Raw genomic sequence first — 20,414 nt, forward strand, 5'->3', positions numbered from 1 at the left:
TTAATAGTGATACCAGCGCAGCTCCAGTTTCACCTCGTTGACGGGGGTGGCCAGTTGGCTGAACTCGCGCTGGGCGCTCAGGCGCAGGCCCAGGTTGCGCGAGACTTCCCATTGCTGGTTGAGCGACAGGCGCCGGCGTACCTCGCCGTTATGGAAGTAATCGCCAGCCGCTTCCAGGCTCAGGTTGCCCAGCGGGTTGCGCCACAGCAGGCCGCTATTGAATCCGAGTGCCGGAGAGACGACGGCGGCAAAGTCCTCGTTGTATTCCAGGCGTGCAGTGCCGAGGGCGAAGCCGAGCAGATCGTCGCGCCACTGCCAGGTTGCACCGGCGCCGCCGCTGATATGGCCGACCAGCGGGCTATCGCCATCTTCGCCGAGTACCCGCTCCAGGCCGCCGCCAACCTGCCAGGACAGCGGCTGCAGCAGGGCATTGCGCGGTGTCAGTGAGCGGATGTTGGCCAGATCCAGGCGTTGCAGCTGCCAGTGGTTGTTTTCGTATTGGCGCAGCTTGAGCTGGAATATCTCGATCTGCGCGCCGAGCGGGAAGCCGTCGAGGTTGTCGTTGAGGTCGTGATAGGCCATGCGCAGGCCGTACTCGGCGAAGGCGCGATCATCACGGCTGCCGCCGGCCAGTTGCCAGGTGCGCGACTCATGGCCCTCCTCGGGCAGCGGTGGGCGTTCGACCTGCAAAGGCGGTGGCGGATTGCGGTTGATCGCACCGAGCAACTGGAAGCTGCGCTGAGCGTTGCTGCTGCGTTCTTCATCGTTGGCGTGGTAACGCACCAGACGGAAGGCGGCGTCTTGGATCAGCGCGCGACGCTCTGCCGGCAGGGCGAGAAAGTCGGCATCGTCCAGTTGTGCTGGGTTTTCATTCAGGCGCAGCACCCAGGCTTGTTCGTCGCTATCGAGCGGTTCGGCGCGTGCCAGCAACTCGCGCTCACGCGACGGGCGATAGTCGATGCGTTCGATCAGCCCGGCATCCTTGACCGCGCGCACGGTATCGGTGGGGATGGCGGTGAGCGGGAAATGTTCGGTCAGCTCGATACCGGGGCGGGCGATTTCCAGCAGCTCCAGCAGGCGGTAGGAGCAGTTCTCGTCGAAGAAGAAGTAGTCGAAGCGGATCTGCTTGAGCTCCCAGACGTGCTCGACCATGCGCGCGGTTTCTTCCGGTGTGAGGTTCAGCCGGTATTCCCACAGGTCGCGGTTTTCCAGACGGTTGTACTCGCTGAGCTTCTCGCGGTAGGGCACCAGGGCGAACAGGCCGGGATAGCCGCCCATCAGGCCGCGCCAGGCATACAGGATGCTGTTGTCGTCACCTTCGATGAAGGCGCCGAAATTCAGCGCGTAACTCAGCAGCGCGGTGTTGTGGCTGTCGATATCCGGCTGGTCGATGCGCAGCAGGGTATGGCCGAACATCGACGAGGGGCTGTTCAGGTAGGCGGCCGGGAACACCAGCACCGTGCTGTGCGGATTGACATCGGCGAACCAGTTCCGATAGTCGGCGCAGTCGGGGCTGGGCAGGTCATCGAGCTGCAACTGGGCCTTGAGCCAACGGGTACGCGCCGGGTAGATGCACTGCGGGTGGCGGTCGCCCAGCTCGGCAGGTTGATACAGCGCCGTAAGGGTCGCCTGCAGTTCGGCAGCCGGGTTGCTGGCTCCTTCTTCGGCGAGGAAGAAGTCATCGTCGTCGACATAGCTGCGCCAACCGCCGAGCTTGCCGGTTTCGTAGTGGCCGAGGGCGATCCAGTAGGGGTCGCTGGCCAGCTGTTCGGGTGTGGCGGCATGCAGCGGCAGGCTCAGGCTTAGGGCGATGGCGGCGAATGTCCGTTTCAAGGTCGCTGTTCTTCTGATCATGGCGATGGTCGAGCTTTGGTCACGCGGCCGACTGCTGTCAAGGCAGTCGACGTCGGCATTTCGCGCAAGTGCTGACCGGCGTCAGTCATTGGCGTTGCGTGGTGCATCACACTGAGGCTTCTTTCATACGCGAGGAAATTGCTCATGGCTCACCGTGATGTGCTGGATGCGCTGCTGCATGATTACACGACCCGTGCCGAGGCGATTCGGCGCGATCTGGCGCGCAGCCACTCGGCGGATTTCGCCGAACAGGCGCAGCAGCGGCAGAACGATGAGGTGCTCGAAGCCCTGCTGGCCGAGGCCGAGCAGGGATTGCTGCTGGTGCACCAGGCGCAGCTGCGCTTGGCTGAGGGGCGTTATGGCGAGTGCCTATGCTGCGGCGAAGCAATCGAGGCGGCGCGTCTGGCCGCGCTGCCGGTGGCCGAATACTGCCTGCGTTGTGCCGAGGATAGGGAGGGTCACAGCAACCAGGCGGCCAGGCTGAAGTAGAACAGCAAGGTGCACAGGTCGGTCACTGCCAGGGTCACCGGCCCGGCAGCGATTTTCGGGTCGAGCCTCAGGGCGTGCAGCAGCGTGGGTACGCTGAGGCCGAGCAGGCAGGCGGCGCAGAGCGACAGTAGGATGCTGCAGCCGATGATCAGTCCGGTCCAGGCCTCGCCGCGCCAGAGCCAGACGATCATCGCCACCAGACTGCCGCAGGTGCTGCCGAGCAGCAGGGCGGTCGGCAGTTCATGACGCAGGCTGCGCAGGTACCAGCTCAGATTGGGGCGGACGCTGCGCAGCGCCTGGATGGTCACCGACATCGACTGCATGCTCACGCTCTCGCCCAGGCCCAGCACCAGGGTAAGGAAGAAAGCGAGGACGATGCTCTTGGCCAGGGTCAGTTCGTAGAGGCTGGCCAGCAGGGCGCAAAGGGTGCCGCTGGCGATGGTCGCCAATAGCCAGGGCACGCGCAGGCGAAAGGCCCATAGCGGCGAGGCGTTGCCAACCTGGGTAACGTGAAAACCAAGGGTTTCGAACAGTGCATCGGCCTGATTGCGCTGGCGCAGATCCGGGTTTTCCTCATTGAGCAGGGCGATATCCACCAGGCCGCACAGGCGCTGTTGCTCGTCCACCACCGGCAGTGCCAGGAAACGATGCCGAATCAGCAATTGGCAGGCATCGAGAATGGTGGCGTGATCGGGCAATGCGATGACGGTGCTGTCCATCAGCTCGCTCAGCCGGGCATCCAGTGGTGCGGTAAGCAGACGGCGGCTGGGCAGTACGCCGATCAGGCGGCGCTGATCATCGATTACATAGAAATAGATGATGCGCTCGCCCAGGCCCTGGGTGCGGATGTCTTGCAGCGCCTCGCGCACGCTGAGTCGGTGATTGAGCGCGGCATAGTCCTGGCGGGCGGCATGCAGAACGGGAAGGTGCAGGTGATGGGCACTGGACATGGTGGTTTTCGCGCAAGGAGGGTGACGGGTAGCTTATCCGTGCTCGGATTTTTCATCCTGAGCTGAATCAAACCTTGATCCCTTTCGCGCCACAGGCCCAGAATCACCCCATGTTTTGCGGAATTTCCGCCCGCTATAAAGGATTGCCAATGTCCAAGCTTAGCCTCGATGCTTTGCGCCTTGCCCCCGAATCGCTGACCCGCCCCTTCGCCCCCGAGCAGTTCAACTTCAGCAGCACCGATGATCTCGAACCCTTCCGTGGTGTTCTCGGCCAGTCGCGCGCGGTCGAGGCGCTGCAGTTCGGTGTGGCCATGCCGCGCCCCGGTTATAACGTGTTCGTCATGGGGGAGCCTGGCACCGGGCGTTTCTCTTTCGTGCAGCGCTACCTCAAGGCCGAGGCCAAGCGCATGGCGACACCGGCTGACCGGGTTTACGTCAACCACTTCGACGAGCCGCGCGAGCCGCGTGCGCTGGAGCTGCCGGCGGGTACCGCGAGTGCGTTCATCGCCGACATCAATCAGTTGATCGACAACCTGCTGGCCACCTTCCCGGCGGTGTTCGAGACACCGACCTACCAGCAGAAGAAGAGTGCGATCGACCGCACCTTCAACAAGCGTTACGACCAGGCGCTGGATGTGATCGAGAAACTGTCGCTGGAGAAGGGCGTGGCCCTGTACCGCGACAGCACCAATATCGCCTTCACCCCGATGGCCGACGGCAAGGCACTGGATGAAGCCGAGTTTGCGCAACTGCCCGACGCCGAGCGCGAGCGCTTCCACGCCGATATTGCCGTGCTCGAAGAGCGCCTCAACGAGGAGCTGGCCAGCCTGCCGCAGTGGAAGCGCGAGTCGAGCAATCTGCTGCGTCAGCTCAATGAGGAGACCATCACCGTGGCCCTGCAGCCGCTGCTGGCGCCGCTGTCGGAGAAGTATGCCGAGAACGCGGGTGTCTGCGCTTATCTGCAGGCCATGCAGGTCAACCTGCTGAAAACCGCTGTCGAGCAACTGGTGGATGTCGACAAGGCCGACCCGCAACTGCGCAAGCTGCTCGAAGAGCAGTACTGCCCCAGCCTGGTGGTCGGGCATCACGCCAACGGCGGCGCGCCGGTGGTGTTCGAATCGCATCCGACCTACGACAACCTGTTCGGCCGTATCGAATACAGCTCGGATCAGGGTGCGCTCTATACCAGCTACCGCCAGTTGCGTCCGGGGGCACTGCACCGCGCCAACGGCGGCTATCTGGTGGTCGAGGCGGAAAAATTGCTCAGCGAGCCCTTCGTCTGGGAAGCGCTCAAGCGCGCGCTGCATTCGCGCCAGTTGAAGATGGAGTCGCCGTTGGGCGATCTCGGGCGTATTGCTACCGTGACGCTCAACCCGCAGGTTATCCCGCTGCAGCTGAAGGTCATCATCATCGGTTCTCGTCAGCTGTATTACGCACTGCAGGATGCCGACCCGGACTTCCAGGAGATGTTCCGCGTCCTGGTGGACTTCGACGAGGACATCCCGCTCGCCGACGACAGCCTGGAGCAGTTCGCCCAGTTGATGAAGACGCGCACCTCGGAAGAGGGCATGGCGCCGCTGACCGGTGCCGCCGTGGCGCGTCTGGCCACCTACAGCGCACGCCTGGCCGAACACCAGGGACGTCTGTCGGCACGCATCGGCGACCTGTTCCAGCTGGTCAGCGAAGCCGATTTCATCCGTCAACTGGCTGGCGAGACGCTTACCGATGTCGGTCATATCGAGCGTGCGCTGAAGGCCAAGGCCACCCGCACCGGGCGCGTCTCGGCGCGGATCATCGATGACATGCTGGCCGGCATCATTCTTATCGACACCTGCGGGGCGGCGGTGGGCAAGTGCAACGGCCTGACCGTGCTGGAAGTGGGCGACTCGGCCTTCGGCGTGCCGGCGCGGATTTCCGCCACCGTCTATCCGGGCGGCAGTGGCATCGTCGACATCGAGCGCGAAGTCAGCCTTGGTCAGCCGATTCACTCCAAGGGCGTGATGATCCTCACCGGCTTCCTCGGTAGCCGTTACGCGCAGGAATTTCCGCTGGAGATTTCCGCCAGCATCGCCCTGGAGCAATCCTACGGTTATGTCGATGGCGACAGCGCCTCGCTCGGCGAGGTATGTACGCTGATTTCGGCACTCTCGCGCACGCCACTCAAACAATGTTTCGCCATCACCGGCTCGATCAACCAGTTCGGCGAGGTGCAGGCGGTCGGTGGCGTCAACGAGAAGATCGAGGGCTTCTTCCGCCTGTGCGAAGCACGCGGCCTGACCGGTGAGCAGGGGGTGATCATCCCGCATTCCAACGTCGCCAACCTGATGCTCGATGACCGTGTGCTGCAGGCCGTGCGAGACGGTCAATTCAACGTCTACGCCGTGCGCCATGTCGACGAGGCACTGAGCCTGCTGGTTGGCGAGCCGGCCGGGCACCCGGACGAAAAAGGGCGCTTCCCCAAAGGCAGCGTCAACGCCCGGGTAGTCGAGCGCCTGCGTGATATCGCCGAAATCGGCCTGGAAGAGGACGCCAAGCCCGCCGAGGAGCCGGCACAAGCCGCCGCCGAGCCGGCAGCCGCCAAGCCGGCCAAGGCGCCGCGGCGCAAGAAGGGCGAGGCTGACGCCGCGAGTTGATCAGATCTTGCACGATTGTTCCGTATCGTTCGGGGCAGGCGCGCAACGCTCATTACTCACGCCTCATGCACAGAGTTATCCACAGAATGCGTGGATAACTCCGGCTTCCCAGTGTCGGCGTTCGGGGTGTAGGCTGGGGGCTGGATTTAGCGAGGGTCGTCGCCATGTCGCGCAGCCTCTGCCTTACCCGTCAATGCCTGGGCCTGGTCACGCGCATCGAGTGTGTGATCAAGCCGCTTGCCGGAGACAATGGACGTTGGACACTGCTCTGCGCAGCCGGCATGTCAGGTGCGCAGCCCTCTGCCATCAAGGCGCAAGGCCCATTCTACGGGCCTTGCGGCGCTGAGCAAGCGCTGGCGGCGATCGCCGATAGCCTGGCCTCGCAAGGTTACGTCGCCTGCGCTGAACCGCCGATCTGGCACCTGCATCTGCTGGCTGAACTGCGTCGGGTCAATGGTCAACGGCCAAGCGCCGGCGGATCATTGCAGCGTCGTCCGGAAACTGACGGGCAGAACTGAAAGTCGCTGATCACAGCGTCTGATCAGTGCGCCTGTATGCGCACCATCAGTCGACCTGCCGCTGTGTTTATCCACAGTGCGCGGAGCGTCTTCTGTGCCCGCTGGACGATGGGTATACTCGCCGCGTTTTTCTCCTCCCTCTCAGTGAGTTCTCCATGGAACGCTTTGTTGAAAACGCCATGTACGCGTCGCGCTGGTTGCTGGCGCCCATTTACTTCGGCCTTTCTCTTGCTGTGCTGGCCCTGTCGGTCAAGTTCTTTCAGGAGCTGTATCACATCCTGCCGCAGATCTTTTCCCTCACCGAAGCCGACGTGATTCTCAAGCTCCTGTCGCTGATCGACATGGCGCTGGTCGGCGGCCTGCTGGTGATGGTGATGCTGTCCGGCTACGAGAATTTCGTGTCGCGCCTGGATATTCATGAAGGCACCGAGAAGCTCAGCTGGCTCGGCAAGATGGACTCCAGTTCGCTAAAGATGAAGGTAGCAGCCTCCATCGTGGCGATTTCCTCCATCCACCTGCTCAAGGTGTTCATGGATGCGAAGAACTACGATCTGGAGTACCTCAAGTGGTACGTGATCATCCACCTGACTTTCGTGGGCTCGGCCTTCGCCATGGGCTATCTGGACAAGGTCACCAAGCACGACTGACGAAGCGGCAGGCGTTGCACAGCCGCCCGTCTGAAGCAGACGGGCGGTTTGCGTTGTGGGCTTGAGTTTTTCTGTTGTTGTACAAGAGTCAATTTTGTATAAGTTCTTGTACAATTCGAGCAGGAGGCAAGCCTTATGAATCTGCATGATCTGTCAACGCACGCCCAGGCTGGGCGTATCGACGAACTCAATCTGATTTCCCTTGAAGGGGGTATCTACCTGCTCGAGGCACGGATGGCGGGGCGCGCCCATCCGATTCTCAATGAGCAGGGCAGCACGCTTAACCTGCGTTCTGTGGAGCATGCGCGTGACGTGCTGCAGGAGATGCCGACGTTGCCGTTCTTCCTGGTGCACAGCTCGGTGCATGACGAAATGTGCGGCATGCCATCGGCTGACAACAGCCTGCGTGTGCCCATCGCCTTTCGCTCCGGCTGGTGACTGCGCCTTCCACGATATCCACGACGGTGCAGGGCAGGGCTCTGGCCGTCGTGGAGGTCAAGACCAGTGGCGTGCATCCGGGGCGAGATGTCATCTGGGAGCTGGCGATCATCCAGGTTGAGAGCGACGGTAACGTCAGCGCACGTTTGCACTGGTTGTTCGAGCCCGATATCGCCCTGCCACCGCAGCTACTGCGCCTGAGTGGCCTGCATCCACTTGAACTGTGCGGCCAGCCGCGTATCGAGAGCCAGGCACAGGCGATCACCGAGGCCATTAGGGGGCGGGTATTGGTTGGCTACAACCTGCGTTTTGCCCAGGCTTTTTTGCGTCGGGTACTGCCCGACTGGAAGACGCTGCGCCCGCCGCAACTCTGCATACTGCGCCTGGCCAGGGTGGCCCTGCCGGACTTGGCCAGTGCCGGCTTCGATGCGCTTTGCGCGCATTTCGCGATTAAGCGCTTCTTCCGTGATCGTGCCGTGCCTGACGCCGAGGCCGTGCTGAGTGTGCTCCGGCATTTGCTGCAGTGCGTTGCGCCGACTGCGCTGGCGAGCCAGCTACGCAGCGCGGCACGGCCTCCGTTACTGCCGGCAGAGCGTTTTGCGGCCTTACCGGAGCGTCCAGGCGTGTACTACTTTCTCGGCGATGGTGATGCGCAGCTGTACGTGGGCAAGAGCCGCAACCTGCGTCGTCGGGTGATGTCGCACTTCAATAACGACCACCGCGACCGCCGCAGCCTGCAGATGATCCAGCAGATCCGTGATGTGCGGGTCATCCCGACTGCCGGCGAGCTGGGCGCGTTGTTGCTCGAGTCGAACGAAATCAAGCGCCTGCAGCCCCTGTACAACCGCCGTCTGCGCAAGCAGCGCGAATTGCTGACCTGGGCGCTGCTGGGCGAGCCGGGCGCTCTGCAGCTCGATTTGCTGCAGCATCAGGCGCTGACGCCTGGGGTGCGCCATGCCGGGCTGTTTCGTTCGCGCCATCATGCCCGGCAATGGTTGCTGGAACAGGCCCGCGAGCGGCAGTTGTGCCTGCGTGTCCTCGGCCTGGAAGAGGGCGACGGTGCCTGTTTCGCCTACCAGCTTGGGCGCTGCGCGGGCGCCTGCTGTGGCGCAGAGTCGCGCCGGCGTCACGATGCGCGACTGCTGGCTGGTGCCGAGCGCCTGCAGACCCAGGCCTGGCCCTGGGCCGGGCCGGTTGCGCTGGTCGAGCGCGACGAGCGCCATGGGCTCTGCCAGTGGCATGTGCTCGATCAGTGGCGTCACCTCGGCACGGTCGATCGTCCCGAACTGGCGGCGCCGTTACTGGCCGAGCGGCAGGGCGGCTTCAATCTCGATACGTATCACATCCTGCTCGGCCATCTGCGCCGTCACCCCACCATGGAGATCGTGCCGCTGTGAGTGCACGCCGTCTGATTCTGATCCTGGGGGATCAGCTCACCCCAGGCCTCGGAGGCCTGGCAGATATCGACCCGTTACGGGATCACGTACTGCTGGCCGAGGTGATGGAAGAGGCCATACATGTGCCGCATCACCCGAAGAAGATCGCGTTGATCTTCAGCGCCATGCGCCACTTTGCCGAGGCGCTGCGTCAGCAGGGCATCAGGGTGCATTACGTGGCCCTGGATGACCCTGACAACAGCGGCTCCCTGCCGGGCGAACTGCTGCGCTGGACGCAGCGACTCAACCCGGCCGAGGTGCACCTGACCGAATGCGGCGACTGGCGCCTGGAGCAGGCGCTGCGTCATTGTGGCGTCCCGATTCACTGGCACCCGGACAGTCGCTTTCTCTGCAGCCGCGAGGCTTTCGCCGACTGGGCCAAGGGGCGCAAGCAGTTGCGCATGGAGTTCTTCTACCGTGAGATGCGCCGCGCCAGCGGTCTGCTGCTCAACCCCGATGGCACGCCCGAGGGTGGCGCGTGGAACTTCGATGCCGATAACCGCAAGGCATTGCCTAAAGGTGTACATCCGCCGGCACCCCTGCGCATTGAGCCGGATGCCATCACGACCGAGGTGCTGGCGCTGGTGGCACGGCGATTTACCCATCACTACGGCCGTCTGGACGGTTTCGACTATCCGGTGACTGCCGAGCAGGCCGAGCGTCTCTGGCAGCATTTTCTCGCCCGTGGCCTGGCGGATTTTGGCGATTATCAGGACGCCATGGCCGATGACGAACCCTTCCTGTTTCACTCGCGCATCAGCGCCGCACTGAACATTGGCCTGCTCGACATGCGCCAGCTCTGTGCCGATGTCGAGGCGGCCTATCGCGCCGGTGACGTGCCGCTGAACGCTGCCGAAGGCTTCATTCGCCAGTTGATCGGCTGGCGCGAGTATGTGCGCGGCATCTACTGGCTGCGCATGCCGGAGTACGCCGAGGGCAACCGCTTCGGCAATTCACGGGCGCTGCCGGCGTTCTACTGGACCGGCAAGACGCGTATGAACTGCATGCGTCAGGCCATCGGCCAGACGCTGGAGCATGCCTACGCGCACCATATCCAGCGGCTGATGGTCACCGGCAACTTCGCCCTGCTCGCCGGCATTGGGCCCAAGGCCATCTGCGACTGGTACCTGGCCGTGTACATGGACGCCTTCGACTGGGTCGAGCTGCCCAATACCCTGGGTATGGTGATGCACGCCGATGGCGGCTACCTCGGCTCCAAGCCCTACTGCGCCAGCGGCCAGTACATCAAGCGCATGTCCAACCATTGCCAGGGCTGCAGCTACAAGGTCAGCGAGAGCACGGGCGAGTCGGCTTGCCCGTTCAATTCGCTGTACTGGCACTTTCTCATGCGTCATCGCGAGCCGCTGGAGCGCAACCCGCGTATCGGCATGGTCTATCGCAATCTGGCGCGCATGCCCGAAGCCAAGCAGCAGGCACTGTGGGACTGGGGCGAGCGACTGCTGGCAAAACTCGATGCCGGAGAGATGCTGTGAAAAAGAGCGAGCTGCCGGTGAAGACCTGCGCGGTGTGCGGCCTGCCGTTCACCTGGCGCAAGAAATGGGCGCGGTGCTGGGACGAGGTGCGCTACTGCTCCGAGCGTTGCCGGCGTTCGCGCTGAGCGGGTGACCGGAGCTGGCGCCGGACACCCGCTGCACAGGCTCAGACCTGAAAGCGCGCGACCATGCCCTGCATGTTGGCGGCCAGGCCAGACAGCGCTCGGCTGGCAGTGCTGGTCTGTTCCGAACCGGCCGAGTTCTGCAACGACAGGTCGCGAATATTGATCAGGTTGCGATCCACTTCGCGGGCGACATGGGCCTGCTGTTCGGTGGCACTGGCGATCACCAGGTTGCGGTCGCCGATCTCGGCAATCGACTGGATGATCTGATCCAGTGCTGATCCTGCACCTTCGGCGATATCCAGCGTCTGCTTGGCCAGGCCATTGCTCGACTCCATCGCACGCACGGCCTGTTCGGTATCGTGCTGCACGGTGCTGATCATGGTCTCGATCTCACGGGTCGACTGCCCGGTCTTGTGCGCCAGGGCGCGCACTTCATCGGCGACCACGGCGAAGCCGCGACCTGCTTCGCCAGCGCGTGCAGCCTCGATGGCGGCGTTGAGGGCCAGCAGGTTGGTTTGTTCGGCGATGCTGCGAATCACATCGAGTACCTGGCTGATGCCCCGGATCTTGCCCGCCAGTTGGCCGAAGTTGTTCGAGGTGGCGTCGACGTTCTTGGCCAACTGGTTGATCGACGACAGCGTCTGGGTAATGCGCTCGCTACCCTGGCGGGCGATGCGCCCGGACTCGCTGGAGCTTTCCGAGGCGCTGGCGGCGTTGCGTGCCACTTCCTCCACTGCGCTGCTCATTTCGGTGACAGCGGTGGCAGCCTGGTCGACTTCCAGGCTTTGCCGGTGCAGGTTCTGCGCGCTGCTGTCGGTGACGGCGCTCAATTGCTCGGCCGCCGAGGCCAGTTGGTTGGAGGCATCTGCGATCTGTTCAATGGTGTCGCGAAGGTTGCCTTGCATGCTCTTGAGTGCCTGCAGCAGCTTGGCAGGTTCGTCGCTGCCACGGGTGTCGATGCTCAGGGTCAGGTTGCCACTGGCTACCGAATCGGCCACCTGTACGGCCTCGGCCAGCGGCTTGACGATGCTGCGGGTCAGCAGCGTGGCGAGCATGACCGTCGCGATGGCGGCAAGCGCCATCACCAGCAGCGTGCCACGGGTGGCCTGAATGTAAACGCGCTCTGCGGCTGTGGCTGCCTCCGAGGCACCCTCGCGGTTGTGCGTGATCAACTCATTGAGTGACTTGATCATGGCGTCGGCCTGAGGGTTCAGGCTGCCATAGAGCAGTTCCAGTGCGGCAGGGCGGTTACCGGTCTCGAGGTGGTGGACGAGCTGGGAGCGGGTGCTCAGGTAGGTACTTTCGTAACGCTTGAAATCATCGTAATGGGCCTGCTCTTCGGCCGAGCTGATCATCCCTTCGTAGCGTTGCAGCATGCGTCCCAGGTCAGCCAGAAGGTGCTCTGCAAGCCGCGTGCTCTCCTGCAATTGCTGCGCATCTTCGCTGAGCAACATGCGCAGGGTCGCCGCGCGCAGACGCAAAATATCCTGTGTGACATCACCGAGGGTATTGAGGCTGGGAATCCAGTTGTTTTCGACCTCGCCGGAGCGGTCGTGCATGCTGTTCATCTGCATCAGGGCGAAGCCGCCGAGGGCGAAGACCAGCAAGGCGATCAAGCCAAACCCGATGGCGGCGCGTGGAGCTATGGAGATGGATCTGAAACTCATGATGGCAGTACTCGGAAATTGAGAAGGCGACTCACGGGCAGAGGATTCTTGTCGTTATCAAGGTCGATCAGTCTCCTTGCACGCAGTCGCTGAGACCGTGCTGGAGTGCTTCGATTTTCTCGTAGAGGCTTTCGGCCAGGGCGACCAGTTGCGGATCGAAATGCTTGCCGGCTTGTTCGCGGATGTAGGCCTGAGCCTTTTCGATGGGCCACGGCTCCTTGTAGGGGCGCGGCATGCGCAAAGCATCGTAAACGTCGCAAATGGCGACGATGCGGCCTGACAGAGGGATCTGTTCCCCCTTCAGGCCATTGGGATAACCACTGCCGTCCCATTTCTCGTGGTGGCTCAGGGCAATTTCGGCTGCCAGGTCGGTGAGCGCAGAGGCGTGCTGGTCGGTGAGGATGGAGTGGCCGATTGCCGGATGCTGCTGCATCAGCTGACGCTCCTCCTCGTTCAGTGGGCCGGGCTTGAGCAGGATATGGTCAGCGATGCCGATCTTGCCGACATCGTGCATCGGTGCAGCCTGGCGCATCAGTTCGACCCACTCCGGGCTCATGCCGTGAGCCTCGGCAATCAGCGCGGCGGACTCGCCGATACGGACGATGTGGTTACCGGTCTCGCTGTCTCTGTAGGCCGATGCCCGGCACAGGGTACGCACCAGCGCACCATAGCTCTGGTTCAGCTGGGCTGTGCGTTCGCGTACGCGCTGCTCCAGGGCCATGTTGGTTTCCTGCAGGGCCTGGCTGGCCTGGCTCAGCTGCAGATTGCTGCGCACCCGCAGGATTGCCTCGGGCAGATCGACCGGTTTGCTCAGGTAGTCGTTTGCCCCCAGCTCCAGGCCGGTACGGCGGCTGACGCTATCGTTCAGCGCGGTGATGATGATGATCGGGTTGCTGCTGCGATCACGCTCAGACAGGGCGCGGAGGATGTCGAAGCCATTCGGCGCCGGCATGTCCAAATCCAGCAGCAGCAGGTTCCAGGGGTTGTGCTGCAGCCAGTCCAGCGCGGCGGCCGAGTCGGAGAAGCTGACGGTGTTGCGCATGCCAAAGGCCTTGAGGCTGGATTCCAGCAGGCGGCTGTTGGCCACCACGTCATCTACGATGACGACGCGTGACTGGCTGAAGTCTTTAGACAGCATGGTGTTTCTCCCAACCGGTCAGGTCTGTGACCAGTTGACGAAGTTCATTGGGGTCGATGGGCACACCCAGCAGGGCACTCCCGCCCAGGCCTACCAGTTCCTCGAGTTGATCCTCGCGACTGAGCAGTACCACCGGCAGGTCTGCCAATGCTCGATTCTGACGCAGGGTGCGGAGCAAATCGCGGCCGCCGAGACCGTGCAGTTCGACGCTGAGCAGCAGCAGGTCGGGCCGTTTTTTCAGCACGGCCGCCAACACCTGGTTGCCATCATCGAACTGCAGCAGTTCGATACCTGCCAGGGCTTGGCCGACGACTGCACGATTCACGCTGTCGAGGTCGGCGTGATACACGCAGGCTGAATGCTGTGCCTGTATTGCGGACGCGGGCCGTTCGGGTTCGGTGTAGCGGGGCAGGTCGATCCAGAACTGACTGCCTGCATTGGGCTGGCTGCGCAGCCCCATTTCGCCATTCATCAAGGCTGCATATTCCTTGCACAGCGACAGGCCAATGCCGGTGCCCTGGATGGCGCCATTTTCCTGGCCGAGGCGCTGGAAGGGGTCGAAGACAAGAGGCTGCAGCTCACTGGCGATACCAATGCCGGTGTCGCTGACCATCAGGCGCACGCGTTCGCCCTGCGCCTCGCAACTGAGGCGCACGCTGCCTGCAGGGGTATATTTGATGGCGTTGGACAGCAGGTTGAGCAGCACCTGGCGCAGGCGGCGCTGATCGGCCAGTACCGGCAGCGCGTGTGCGGGTAGCGAAACCTCCAGAGTCAGACCCTGGGCTTCGATTTCCGGTGCGACCAGGTCGGCGCACTCTTGCAGCAGGGCAACGGCGTCGACCCTGGCCATTTCCAGGCGCGGCAGGTCACTCTGCAGACTCGACCAGTCCAGAATGTCTCCCACCAACTGATTGAGATGGCGGCTGGCGAGCAGAATCTCTTCCAGATAGTCGGGGTCGTGTTGGTCTTGCGCGCGTTGCTGCATACGCATCAACTGGGCGAAGCCCTGGATGGCGTTGAGCGGCGTGCGCAGCTCATGGCTCATGCTGGAAATGAACTGGCTCTTGGCACGGCTGGCTTCCTGGGCTTCCTGGCTGGCGCGCTGCAACTGCGTGGCGCTGTGCTCCAGGCGCTGGCCCATGGACTCGACGTTATCGATGATGGCCTCCAGCTCATCGATGGTGGTGGCCGGGCGCCGGGGCTGCCAGTTGCCCTCGCCAATCTCGCGGAGCATGGCGACGATGCCGCCGATAGGCTTGCGCAACCGCTCGGTCAACTCACGGGCGCGGCCCCACATGAAGGCGAAGAACACCAGGTAGAACACGATCAGGCCGCCGATCAGCAGGTAGCCGATATTGCGGTAGTGGCTGGCCAGTTGGTTGGTCTGGCTGAACACCATCGCTTCATCGACCACGGTAAGCAGGTGCCACTCCGTAGCCGGGATCGTCGCCCAGGCGATCAGGTGCTGTCGGCCATTGAGCGGCATGGACAGTACGCCGCTGCGGCGATTCTCGATGGCCTGGGCGAGGCCGCTGGTGTCAATGCGTTTGCGCAGGTTGAAGTCTTCGGGCTTGAACAGCTCCGAACTGATGGCTTCGTCGTAGGAGTGCTCGGTCAGTTCATCCAGTCCGAAATCATCCTCGCCGGCCGGTGGCAGCGCCATGATGTTCATGTCCTTGCTGATGATCATGGCATAGCCGTCCCAGGGCACCTCGAGGCGCTCGATATGTTCGAGCAGTTTGCCAACGGTGATGTCCAGACCCGCGACGCCTTCGAGGAAGTCGCCGTGCATCACCGGTGCCACGGCCGACAGCATCCAGCCCTGACCGGCGGGGTCGAGGTAGACGTCGGTCCAGGCGACCTTGCGCTGCGGGTTGTGCCTGGTGTCGGCCAGGTAATAGAAGTTGTAGTCCGGTATCACCATGTCATGGGGATACTGCGCGGGCGTATCGAACCAGGGGTAGATGTGGTTGTAGCTGTCCCAGCTGTTGAAATAGATGCTGGTCACCAGCGGGTTCTGCTGCACGGTTTCGCGCATCAGCGGATCGAGACGGGTCAGGCGCGCCACCTTGTACAGATCCTGTTTGTCCAGTGGCGTGGCATTGGAGTAGAAGGACGCCGCGCCACCTTCATCGCTCGGGCTGTAGCGCACGCCGCTGGCTGTCGTCGCCAGGGTTGCCGGGGCGATGGGCTGACGGTCGTTGAGGGTCTGCTGGTTAAGGGCTGCGTAGGTGCTGGTAAGGCGAGCGATATGACCGAGTTCGCTCTCGATCAGATGCGCCTCCTGGCTCGCTGCGGCCTGCAGGTCATTGAGGACGGTCTCACGCAGGTGTGATATCTGCGCGTCACGGATGGACACATTGGTGAACAGGTAGACGCTGATCAGGACAGCCTCGACCAGGATCAGCGGAATCAATGCAGTTTGTACGAATGCGCGCCATATCCATGTCCGAAGACTGACTCGAGAGCCGTTTTGCATGACGCACGCTCCTGCGTGATGTAAGTGCGAACAGTGTAATATCAATATGATATCTCTGTTTCCCTTAAGGGTGGCTTAGCTAAAGGAAGTAGCAATTGCTGCAGGTCAAGGGAGCCGTCGCTGCCTTGAGCCGGCAGATCAATGGCGGGGGTGGGGGGCGTGCGGTTCTGTGCTAGGCTGGCCGACCTTTTTCATAGCCCCAAGCGGAGCCCTTCATGTCCGAATTCAACTTCAGCCCCGACCTGTCCTCCGATGAAGGCCGCGTCAGTTACGGCATCGGTCGTCAACTCGGTGGTCAGCTGCGTGACAACCCGCCGCCCGGGGTCGATCTGAACGCCATTCTCGCCGGTCTGACCGACGCCTTCACCGGCCAGGCCAGCCGCGTTTCCGAGGCCGAGCTGGGCGCCAGCTTCAAGGTCATCCGCGAAATCATGCAGGCCGAAGCGGCCGCCAAGGCTGAAGCCGCTGCCGGCGAAGGTCGCGCCTATCTGGCCGAGAACGCCAAGCGTGAGGGCGTGACCGTACTGGCTTCCGGCCTGCAGTACGAAGTGCTGGTAGCCGGCGAGGGCGCCAAGCCGTCTGCCGAAGACCAGGTACGTACTCACTACCATGGCACCCTGATCGACGGCACCGTGTTCGACAGCTCCTACGAGCGTGGCCAGCCGGCTGAGTTTCCGGTCGGTGGCGTGATTCCGGGCTGGGTCGAGGCGCTGCAACTGATGGGCACCGGCAGCAAATGGCGCCTGCACGTGCCGAGCGAGCTGGCCTACGGCGCCCAGGGCGTCGGTAGCATCCCGCCGCACAGCGTGCTGGTGTTCGATGTCGAGCTGCTCGACATCCTGTAATAACTGTTTACGGTCTCGACTGTTAGAGCGTTTTGGCATTCCGCGGTATCGGTGCGCACGGCGCGCCCTAAATAGCGGGAGCGGCCAATAGAACGGGGCGCCCTGGTGACAGGGCGCCCCGTTTGCGTTTCTCCAGGCAGGGTACGCTGTGCGCACCGGGCAATGGCGAATACCCGGCCATGCTCAGCGTGAGCATTTCAGGGCCGCAAGGCCCGCGCGTAGCAGTAGAGAAACAGGCTGCGCACCAGCTCCTTGAGTACGCCGGGTTCACTGGAGTTGAGTTCGTACAAGTCCAGGTCGCCCTGGTCGCGCAGTTCGTCCAGCGCATCTTCTTCGAGTACAGCGCAGACTTCACCGGTCTGGCGATTGAGAATGCGCAGGTAGGGATGCGGGCGGTCCAGCCAGGCATCGATCAGGTAGGTCATGGCAGGTCTCCTTGGCCGTCATTACGCAAATGAGAATAATTACTATTACATAAAAAGCAAGGGTTAATTGCGACCTTCTGTCGTTCCGCGAATGAGTTGCTGCGCATCAGCAGGGCTTCAGCCGCGACAGTCGCCGCTGAAGCCCCTCCGTCTGAAGCCATCAGTGCGCGGGCAGGCTCTCTGCCGCTTGCTGCGCTTCGCCATCGGGTTTGGCCAGCAGGCTGTACACGCACGGCAGGACGAACAGGGTGAAAGCCGTGCCAACGCTCATGCCGGTGGCAATCACCAGGCCAATGTCGAAGCGGCTCACCGCGCCTGCACCGGTGGCGAAGATCAGCGGCACCATGCCGAACACCATCGCTGCGGTGGTCATCAGCACCGGACGCAGGCGGATGGCAGCCGCTTCTTCGATGGCTTCGCGCAATGGCATGCCTTCACGCCGCAGCTGATTGGCGAACTCGACGATGAGGATGCCGTGCTTGCTGATCAGGCCGATCAGCGTCACCAGGCCCACCTGGGTGTAGATGTTCATGCTCGAGAAGCCGAGGAAGATCGGCACCAGCGCCCCGCAGATCGACAGCGGCACGGTGACCAGGATCACCAGCGGGTCGCGGAAACTCTCGAACTGCGCCGCCAGCACCAGGAAGATGATCGCCAGGGCCAGGGCGAAGGTGACGAACAGCGCACTGCCTTCCTGGATGTACTGCCGCGAAGCGCCTGCGTAGTCGAAGCTGTAGCCGCTGGGCGCTTCCTCGCGGGCGATGGCGGTGATTGTGTCGATCGCCTCACCCTGGCTGACGATGGCCACGCCTTCGATGATCGCCGAGTTGAGCTGCTGGAACTGCTTGAGCTTGGTCGGTCGCGCTCGGTCGCTGATGCTGATCAGGGTGCCCAGCGGCACCATGCTGCCGCTTTCGCTGCGCACATAGTAATTGTCCAGCCAGCTTGGGTTCTCGCGATAGGCACGCTCGACCTGGGCGATCACCTTGTAGCTGCGCCCGTCGATGGTGAAACGGTTGATCTCGCCTTCGCCGAGCAGGCTGGCCAGGGTGGTGCCGAGGTCTTCCATGGACACGCCCATCTGCGCCGCCTTCTCGCGGTCGATGTCGACGACGATTTCCGGCTTGTCGAAGGCCAGGTCGATATTGAGGAAGGCGAACTTGCCCGACTCCTGCGCGCGCGCCTTGACCCGCTCGGCCACCTGCAGCAGTGATTCGTAGTCGTTCGGCGTGTTGATCACGAACTGGAACGGCAGGCCCTCGCCGGTACCCGGCAGCGACGGCAGGTTGAAGCCGAAGATCTGCAGGCCGGGGATGTGGTTGAGCTTGGCCTGCACCTCGGGAAGGATTTCCATCTGCGTGCGTTCGCGCTCGTTCCAGGGCGTCAGCAGGAAGCCACCGATGCCCGACTGCACCCCATCGAAGCCATTGATCTGGAACGACGAGTAGTATTCGGGGAAGGTCTTGAAGATCTCCACGAACTGGTTGGTGTAGGCGTTGACGTAATCGAGGTTGGTCGGCTGCGGCGCGTTGGCAAAGAGGAACACGATGCCCTGGTCTTCCTCGGGCGCCAGTTCGCTCTGGGTGAAGCTGAGCAGCACCGGGATCAGCGCCATGACGATGAGGGCGAACACCACCACCACCGGACGGGTGTTGAGCGTGCCATGCAGCATCTTCTGGTAGCGCCGCTTGAGCCGGTCGAAAATCATGTCCAGGCGGTGGGCCAGGCCCGACGGGTTTTCCTCGTGGCGCAGCAGTTTGGCGCACATCATCGGCGATAGGGTCAGGGCGACGATGCCGGAGATGATCACCGCTCCGGCCAGGGTCAGGGCGAACTCCCTGAACAGGGCGCCGGTCAGGCCTTCGAGGAAGCCGATGGGGGCATAGACCGCGGCCAGGGTGATGGTCATCGAGATCACCGGCACGGCGATCTCGCGGGCGCCTTCGATGGCGGCATCGAACGGGGTCTTGCCCTCTTCGATATGGCGGTGGATGTTCTCCACCACGACGATGGCGTCGTCCACCACCAGGCCGATGGCCAATACCATCGCCAGCAGGGTGAGCAGGTTGATGGAGTAGCCCATCAGCTGCATGAAGAACAGCACACCGATCATCGACAGCGGAATGGTGATCACCGGGATCAGCACCGAGCGGAAGGCGCCGAGGAACAGGAAGACCACGACGATGACGATCAGCACGGCTTCGGCCAGGGTCTTCACCACTTCGTCGATGGACGCCTGGATGAACAGGGTGGCGTCGTAGGCGATGGCCACCTTGAGGTTCGGCGGCAGTTGCGCCTCCAGCTCCGGCAGGGCGCCGCGCACTTCCTTGATCACGTCCAGTGGGTTGGCGCTGGGTGTGCCCTTGATGGCGATGTACACCGAGGGAATGCCGTCGAAGGAGCTGATCGAGTCGTAGTTGGCCGCGCCCATTTCCACACGGGCGATGTCACGCACCAGCACGCGGGTATCGCCGACGGTCTTCAGCGGAATCGCGCCGAAGGCCTCCACCGATTTCAGGTCGGTGCTGGCGTTGATGCTGGTGACCACGTACTGGCCCTTCACCTCGCCAGCGGCGGAGAGGAAGTTGTACTTGCGCACCGCGCTGTTGAGGTCGCCAGCGGTGACGCCGTAGGCCGCCATCTTCACCGGGTCCAGCCACAGGCGCATGGCGAACACCTGGTTGCCGAGAATCTGCGCCTCGGCCATGCCGGGCAGGGTGGCCAGCTTGGGCTGGATGACGCGCGACAGGTAGTCGGTGATCTGCGGGTTGGACAGCTCGTCGCTGTAGAAGCTGACGTACATCAGCGCCGAGGCGTCGGCTGCCTCCTTGGACAGCACCGGGTCTTCGGCGTCCTGCGGCAGCTGGTTCTTCACCTCGTTGGCCTTGGCCAGCAGCTCGGTGAATAGACGATCGCTGTTGGCGCCGATGCGCGCGTAGATGGAGATGGTCGACAGGTTCTGCTGGCTCGACGAGGTCATGTAGTCGATGCCTTCGGCGCTGGCCAGGCTCTGCTGCAGCGGCTGGGTGATGTAGCCCTGAATGGTTTCGGCATTGGCACCGGGGTAGGCGGTGGTCACCGTGATCAGGGCGTTCTCCATCTGCGGGTACTGGCGGATGGTCAGCTTGCTGAATGCCTGGAACCCGAGCAGGACGATCAGCAGACTGACCACGGTGGCCAGCACCGGACGGCGAATGAAGGGATCGGTAAAAGCCATGATGATTTCCTTGGCTGTGGCGGCCTGGGCGTAGGCGCGAGCTTTACTGGCGCAACTCTT

General features: G+C 62.9%; 16 protein-coding genes and 1 pseudogene. 9 read left to right on the top strand and 8 right to left on the bottom strand.

Going from position 1 to position 20,414, the window contains the following annotated elements; translation table 11 throughout:
• Positions 1 to 1,833, bottom strand: a complete 1,833-nt coding sequence (locus tag J7655_RS05690; RefSeq protein ID WP_420850913.1) for an Lnb N-terminal periplasmic domain-containing protein — start codon at positions 1,831 to 1,833, stop codon at positions 1 to 3.
• Positions 1,834 to 1,998: 165 nt separating this feature from the next.
• On the opposite strand from J7655_RS05690, the gene J7655_RS05695 reads away from it, so the two are divergent.
• Complete coding sequence (locus J7655_RS05695) at positions 1,999 to 2,343, top strand: TraR/DksA family transcriptional regulator (RefSeq protein WP_004423355.1); 345 nt, start codon at positions 1,999 to 2,001, stop codon at positions 2,341 to 2,343.
• Here the strand turns inward: J7655_RS05695 and J7655_RS05700 are convergent.
• Positions 2,313 to 3,293, bottom strand: coding sequence for a magnesium transporter (locus J7655_RS05700; RefSeq protein ID WP_230926932.1), 981 nt, complete (start codon positions 3,291 to 3,293; stop codon positions 2,313 to 2,315). The genes J7655_RS05695 and J7655_RS05700 overlap by 31 nt on opposite strands.
• A 149-nt stretch (positions 3,294 to 3,442) precedes the next feature.
• On the opposite strand from J7655_RS05700, the gene J7655_RS05705 reads away from it, so the two are divergent.
• The 7 genes from J7655_RS05705 to J7655_RS05735 all read left to right on the top strand — a co-directional run bounded on the left by J7655_RS05705 (position 3,443) and on the right by J7655_RS05735 (position 10,583).
• Complete coding sequence (locus J7655_RS05705; protein ID WP_230926933.1) at positions 3,443 to 5,926, top strand: Lon protease family protein; 2,484 nt, start codon at positions 3,443 to 3,445, stop codon at positions 5,924 to 5,926.
• Between the two features lie 164 nt (positions 5,927 to 6,090).
• Entirely contained in the window at positions 6,091 to 6,444 is a 354-nt protein-coding gene (locus J7655_RS05710; RefSeq protein ID WP_230926934.1) for a PA4575 family protein, read from the top strand.
• A 155-nt stretch (positions 6,445 to 6,599) separates the two neighbouring features.
• Positions 6,600 to 7,091 (top strand): TIGR00645 family protein, encoded by a 492-nt coding sequence (locus J7655_RS05715; RefSeq protein WP_147810953.1) that lies wholly within the window; start codon positions 6,600 to 6,602, stop codon positions 7,089 to 7,091.
• Positions 7,092 to 7,226: 135 nt separating this feature from the next.
• Positions 7,227 to 7,529, top strand: a complete 303-nt coding sequence (locus J7655_RS05720) for a DUF6482 family protein (protein WP_147810954.1) — start codon at positions 7,227 to 7,229, stop codon at positions 7,527 to 7,529.
• 50 nt (positions 7,530 to 7,579) lie between these two features.
• Positions 7,580 to 8,926, top strand: coding sequence for a 3'-5' exonuclease family protein (locus J7655_RS05725; protein ID WP_230926935.1), 1,347 nt, complete (start codon positions 7,580 to 7,582; stop codon positions 8,924 to 8,926).
• Positions 8,923 to 10,458: a cryptochrome/photolyase family protein gene (locus J7655_RS05730; RefSeq protein WP_230926936.1), complete on the top strand. Its 1,536-nt coding sequence runs from the start codon at positions 8,923 to 8,925 to the stop codon at positions 10,456 to 10,458. The genes J7655_RS05725 and J7655_RS05730 overlap by 4 nt, the downstream gene beginning before the upstream one ends.
• Positions 10,455 to 10,583, top strand: a complete 129-nt coding sequence (locus tag J7655_RS05735; protein WP_081811710.1) for a DUF2256 domain-containing protein — start codon at positions 10,455 to 10,457, stop codon at positions 10,581 to 10,583. The genes J7655_RS05730 and J7655_RS05735 overlap by 4 nt, the downstream gene beginning before the upstream one ends.
• 41 nt (positions 10,584 to 10,624) lie before the next feature.
• Here the strand turns inward: J7655_RS05735 and J7655_RS20935 are convergent, their stop codons facing one another.
• The 4 genes and pseudogenes from J7655_RS20935 to J7655_RS05750 form a co-directional block, all read right to left on the bottom strand.
• Positions 10,625 to 11,488 (bottom strand): methyl-accepting chemotaxis protein, encoded by an 864-nt coding sequence (locus tag J7655_RS20935; protein ID WP_420850933.1) that lies wholly within the window; start codon positions 11,486 to 11,488, stop codon positions 10,625 to 10,627.
• Positions 11,480 to 12,250: pseudogene (locus J7655_RS20940) on the bottom strand (MCP four helix bundle domain-containing protein); the annotation flags it as partial. The gene J7655_RS20935 and the pseudogene J7655_RS20940, both read right to left, overlap by 9 nt.
• Before the next feature lie 67 nt (positions 12,251 to 12,317).
• Entirely contained in the window at positions 12,318 to 13,388 is a 1,071-nt protein-coding gene (locus J7655_RS05745) for an HD domain-containing phosphohydrolase (RefSeq protein ID WP_230926938.1), read from the bottom strand.
• A complete protein-coding gene (locus J7655_RS05750) occupies positions 13,378 to 15,867 on the bottom strand; it encodes an ATP-binding protein (protein ID WP_230926939.1) in 2,490 nt (829 codons plus the stop codon). Before J7655_RS05750 ends, J7655_RS05745 begins: the two co-directional genes overlap by 11 nt.
• A 215-nt stretch (positions 15,868 to 16,082) precedes the next feature.
• Between J7655_RS05750 and J7655_RS05755 the strand changes: the two genes are divergently transcribed.
• Positions 16,083 to 16,712 (top strand): BamJ family beta-barrel-assembly machinery protein, encoded by a 630-nt coding sequence (locus J7655_RS05755; protein ID WP_092380275.1) that lies wholly within the window; start codon positions 16,083 to 16,085, stop codon positions 16,710 to 16,712.
• A gap of 197 nt (positions 16,713 to 16,909) precedes the next feature.
• Here J7655_RS05755 and J7655_RS05760 read toward each other — a convergent pair whose 3' ends face one another.
• On the bottom strand, positions 16,910 to 17,137 hold the full coding sequence (locus J7655_RS05760; RefSeq protein ID WP_230926940.1) for a PA4570 family protein: 228 nt from the start codon (positions 17,135 to 17,137) through the stop codon (positions 16,910 to 16,912).
• 160 nt (positions 17,138 to 17,297) lie between these two features.
• Positions 17,298 to 20,354, bottom strand: a complete 3,057-nt coding sequence (locus tag J7655_RS05765) for a multidrug efflux RND transporter permease subunit (RefSeq protein WP_230926941.1) — start codon at positions 20,352 to 20,354, stop codon at positions 17,298 to 17,300.
• Positions 20,355 to 20,414 lie beyond the last annotated feature (60 nt).

This window comes from Pseudomonas wenzhouensis, assembly GCF_021029445.1.
Taxonomy (GTDB): Bacteria; Pseudomonadota; Gammaproteobacteria; order Pseudomonadales; family Pseudomonadaceae; genus Aquipseudomonas; species Aquipseudomonas wenzhouensis.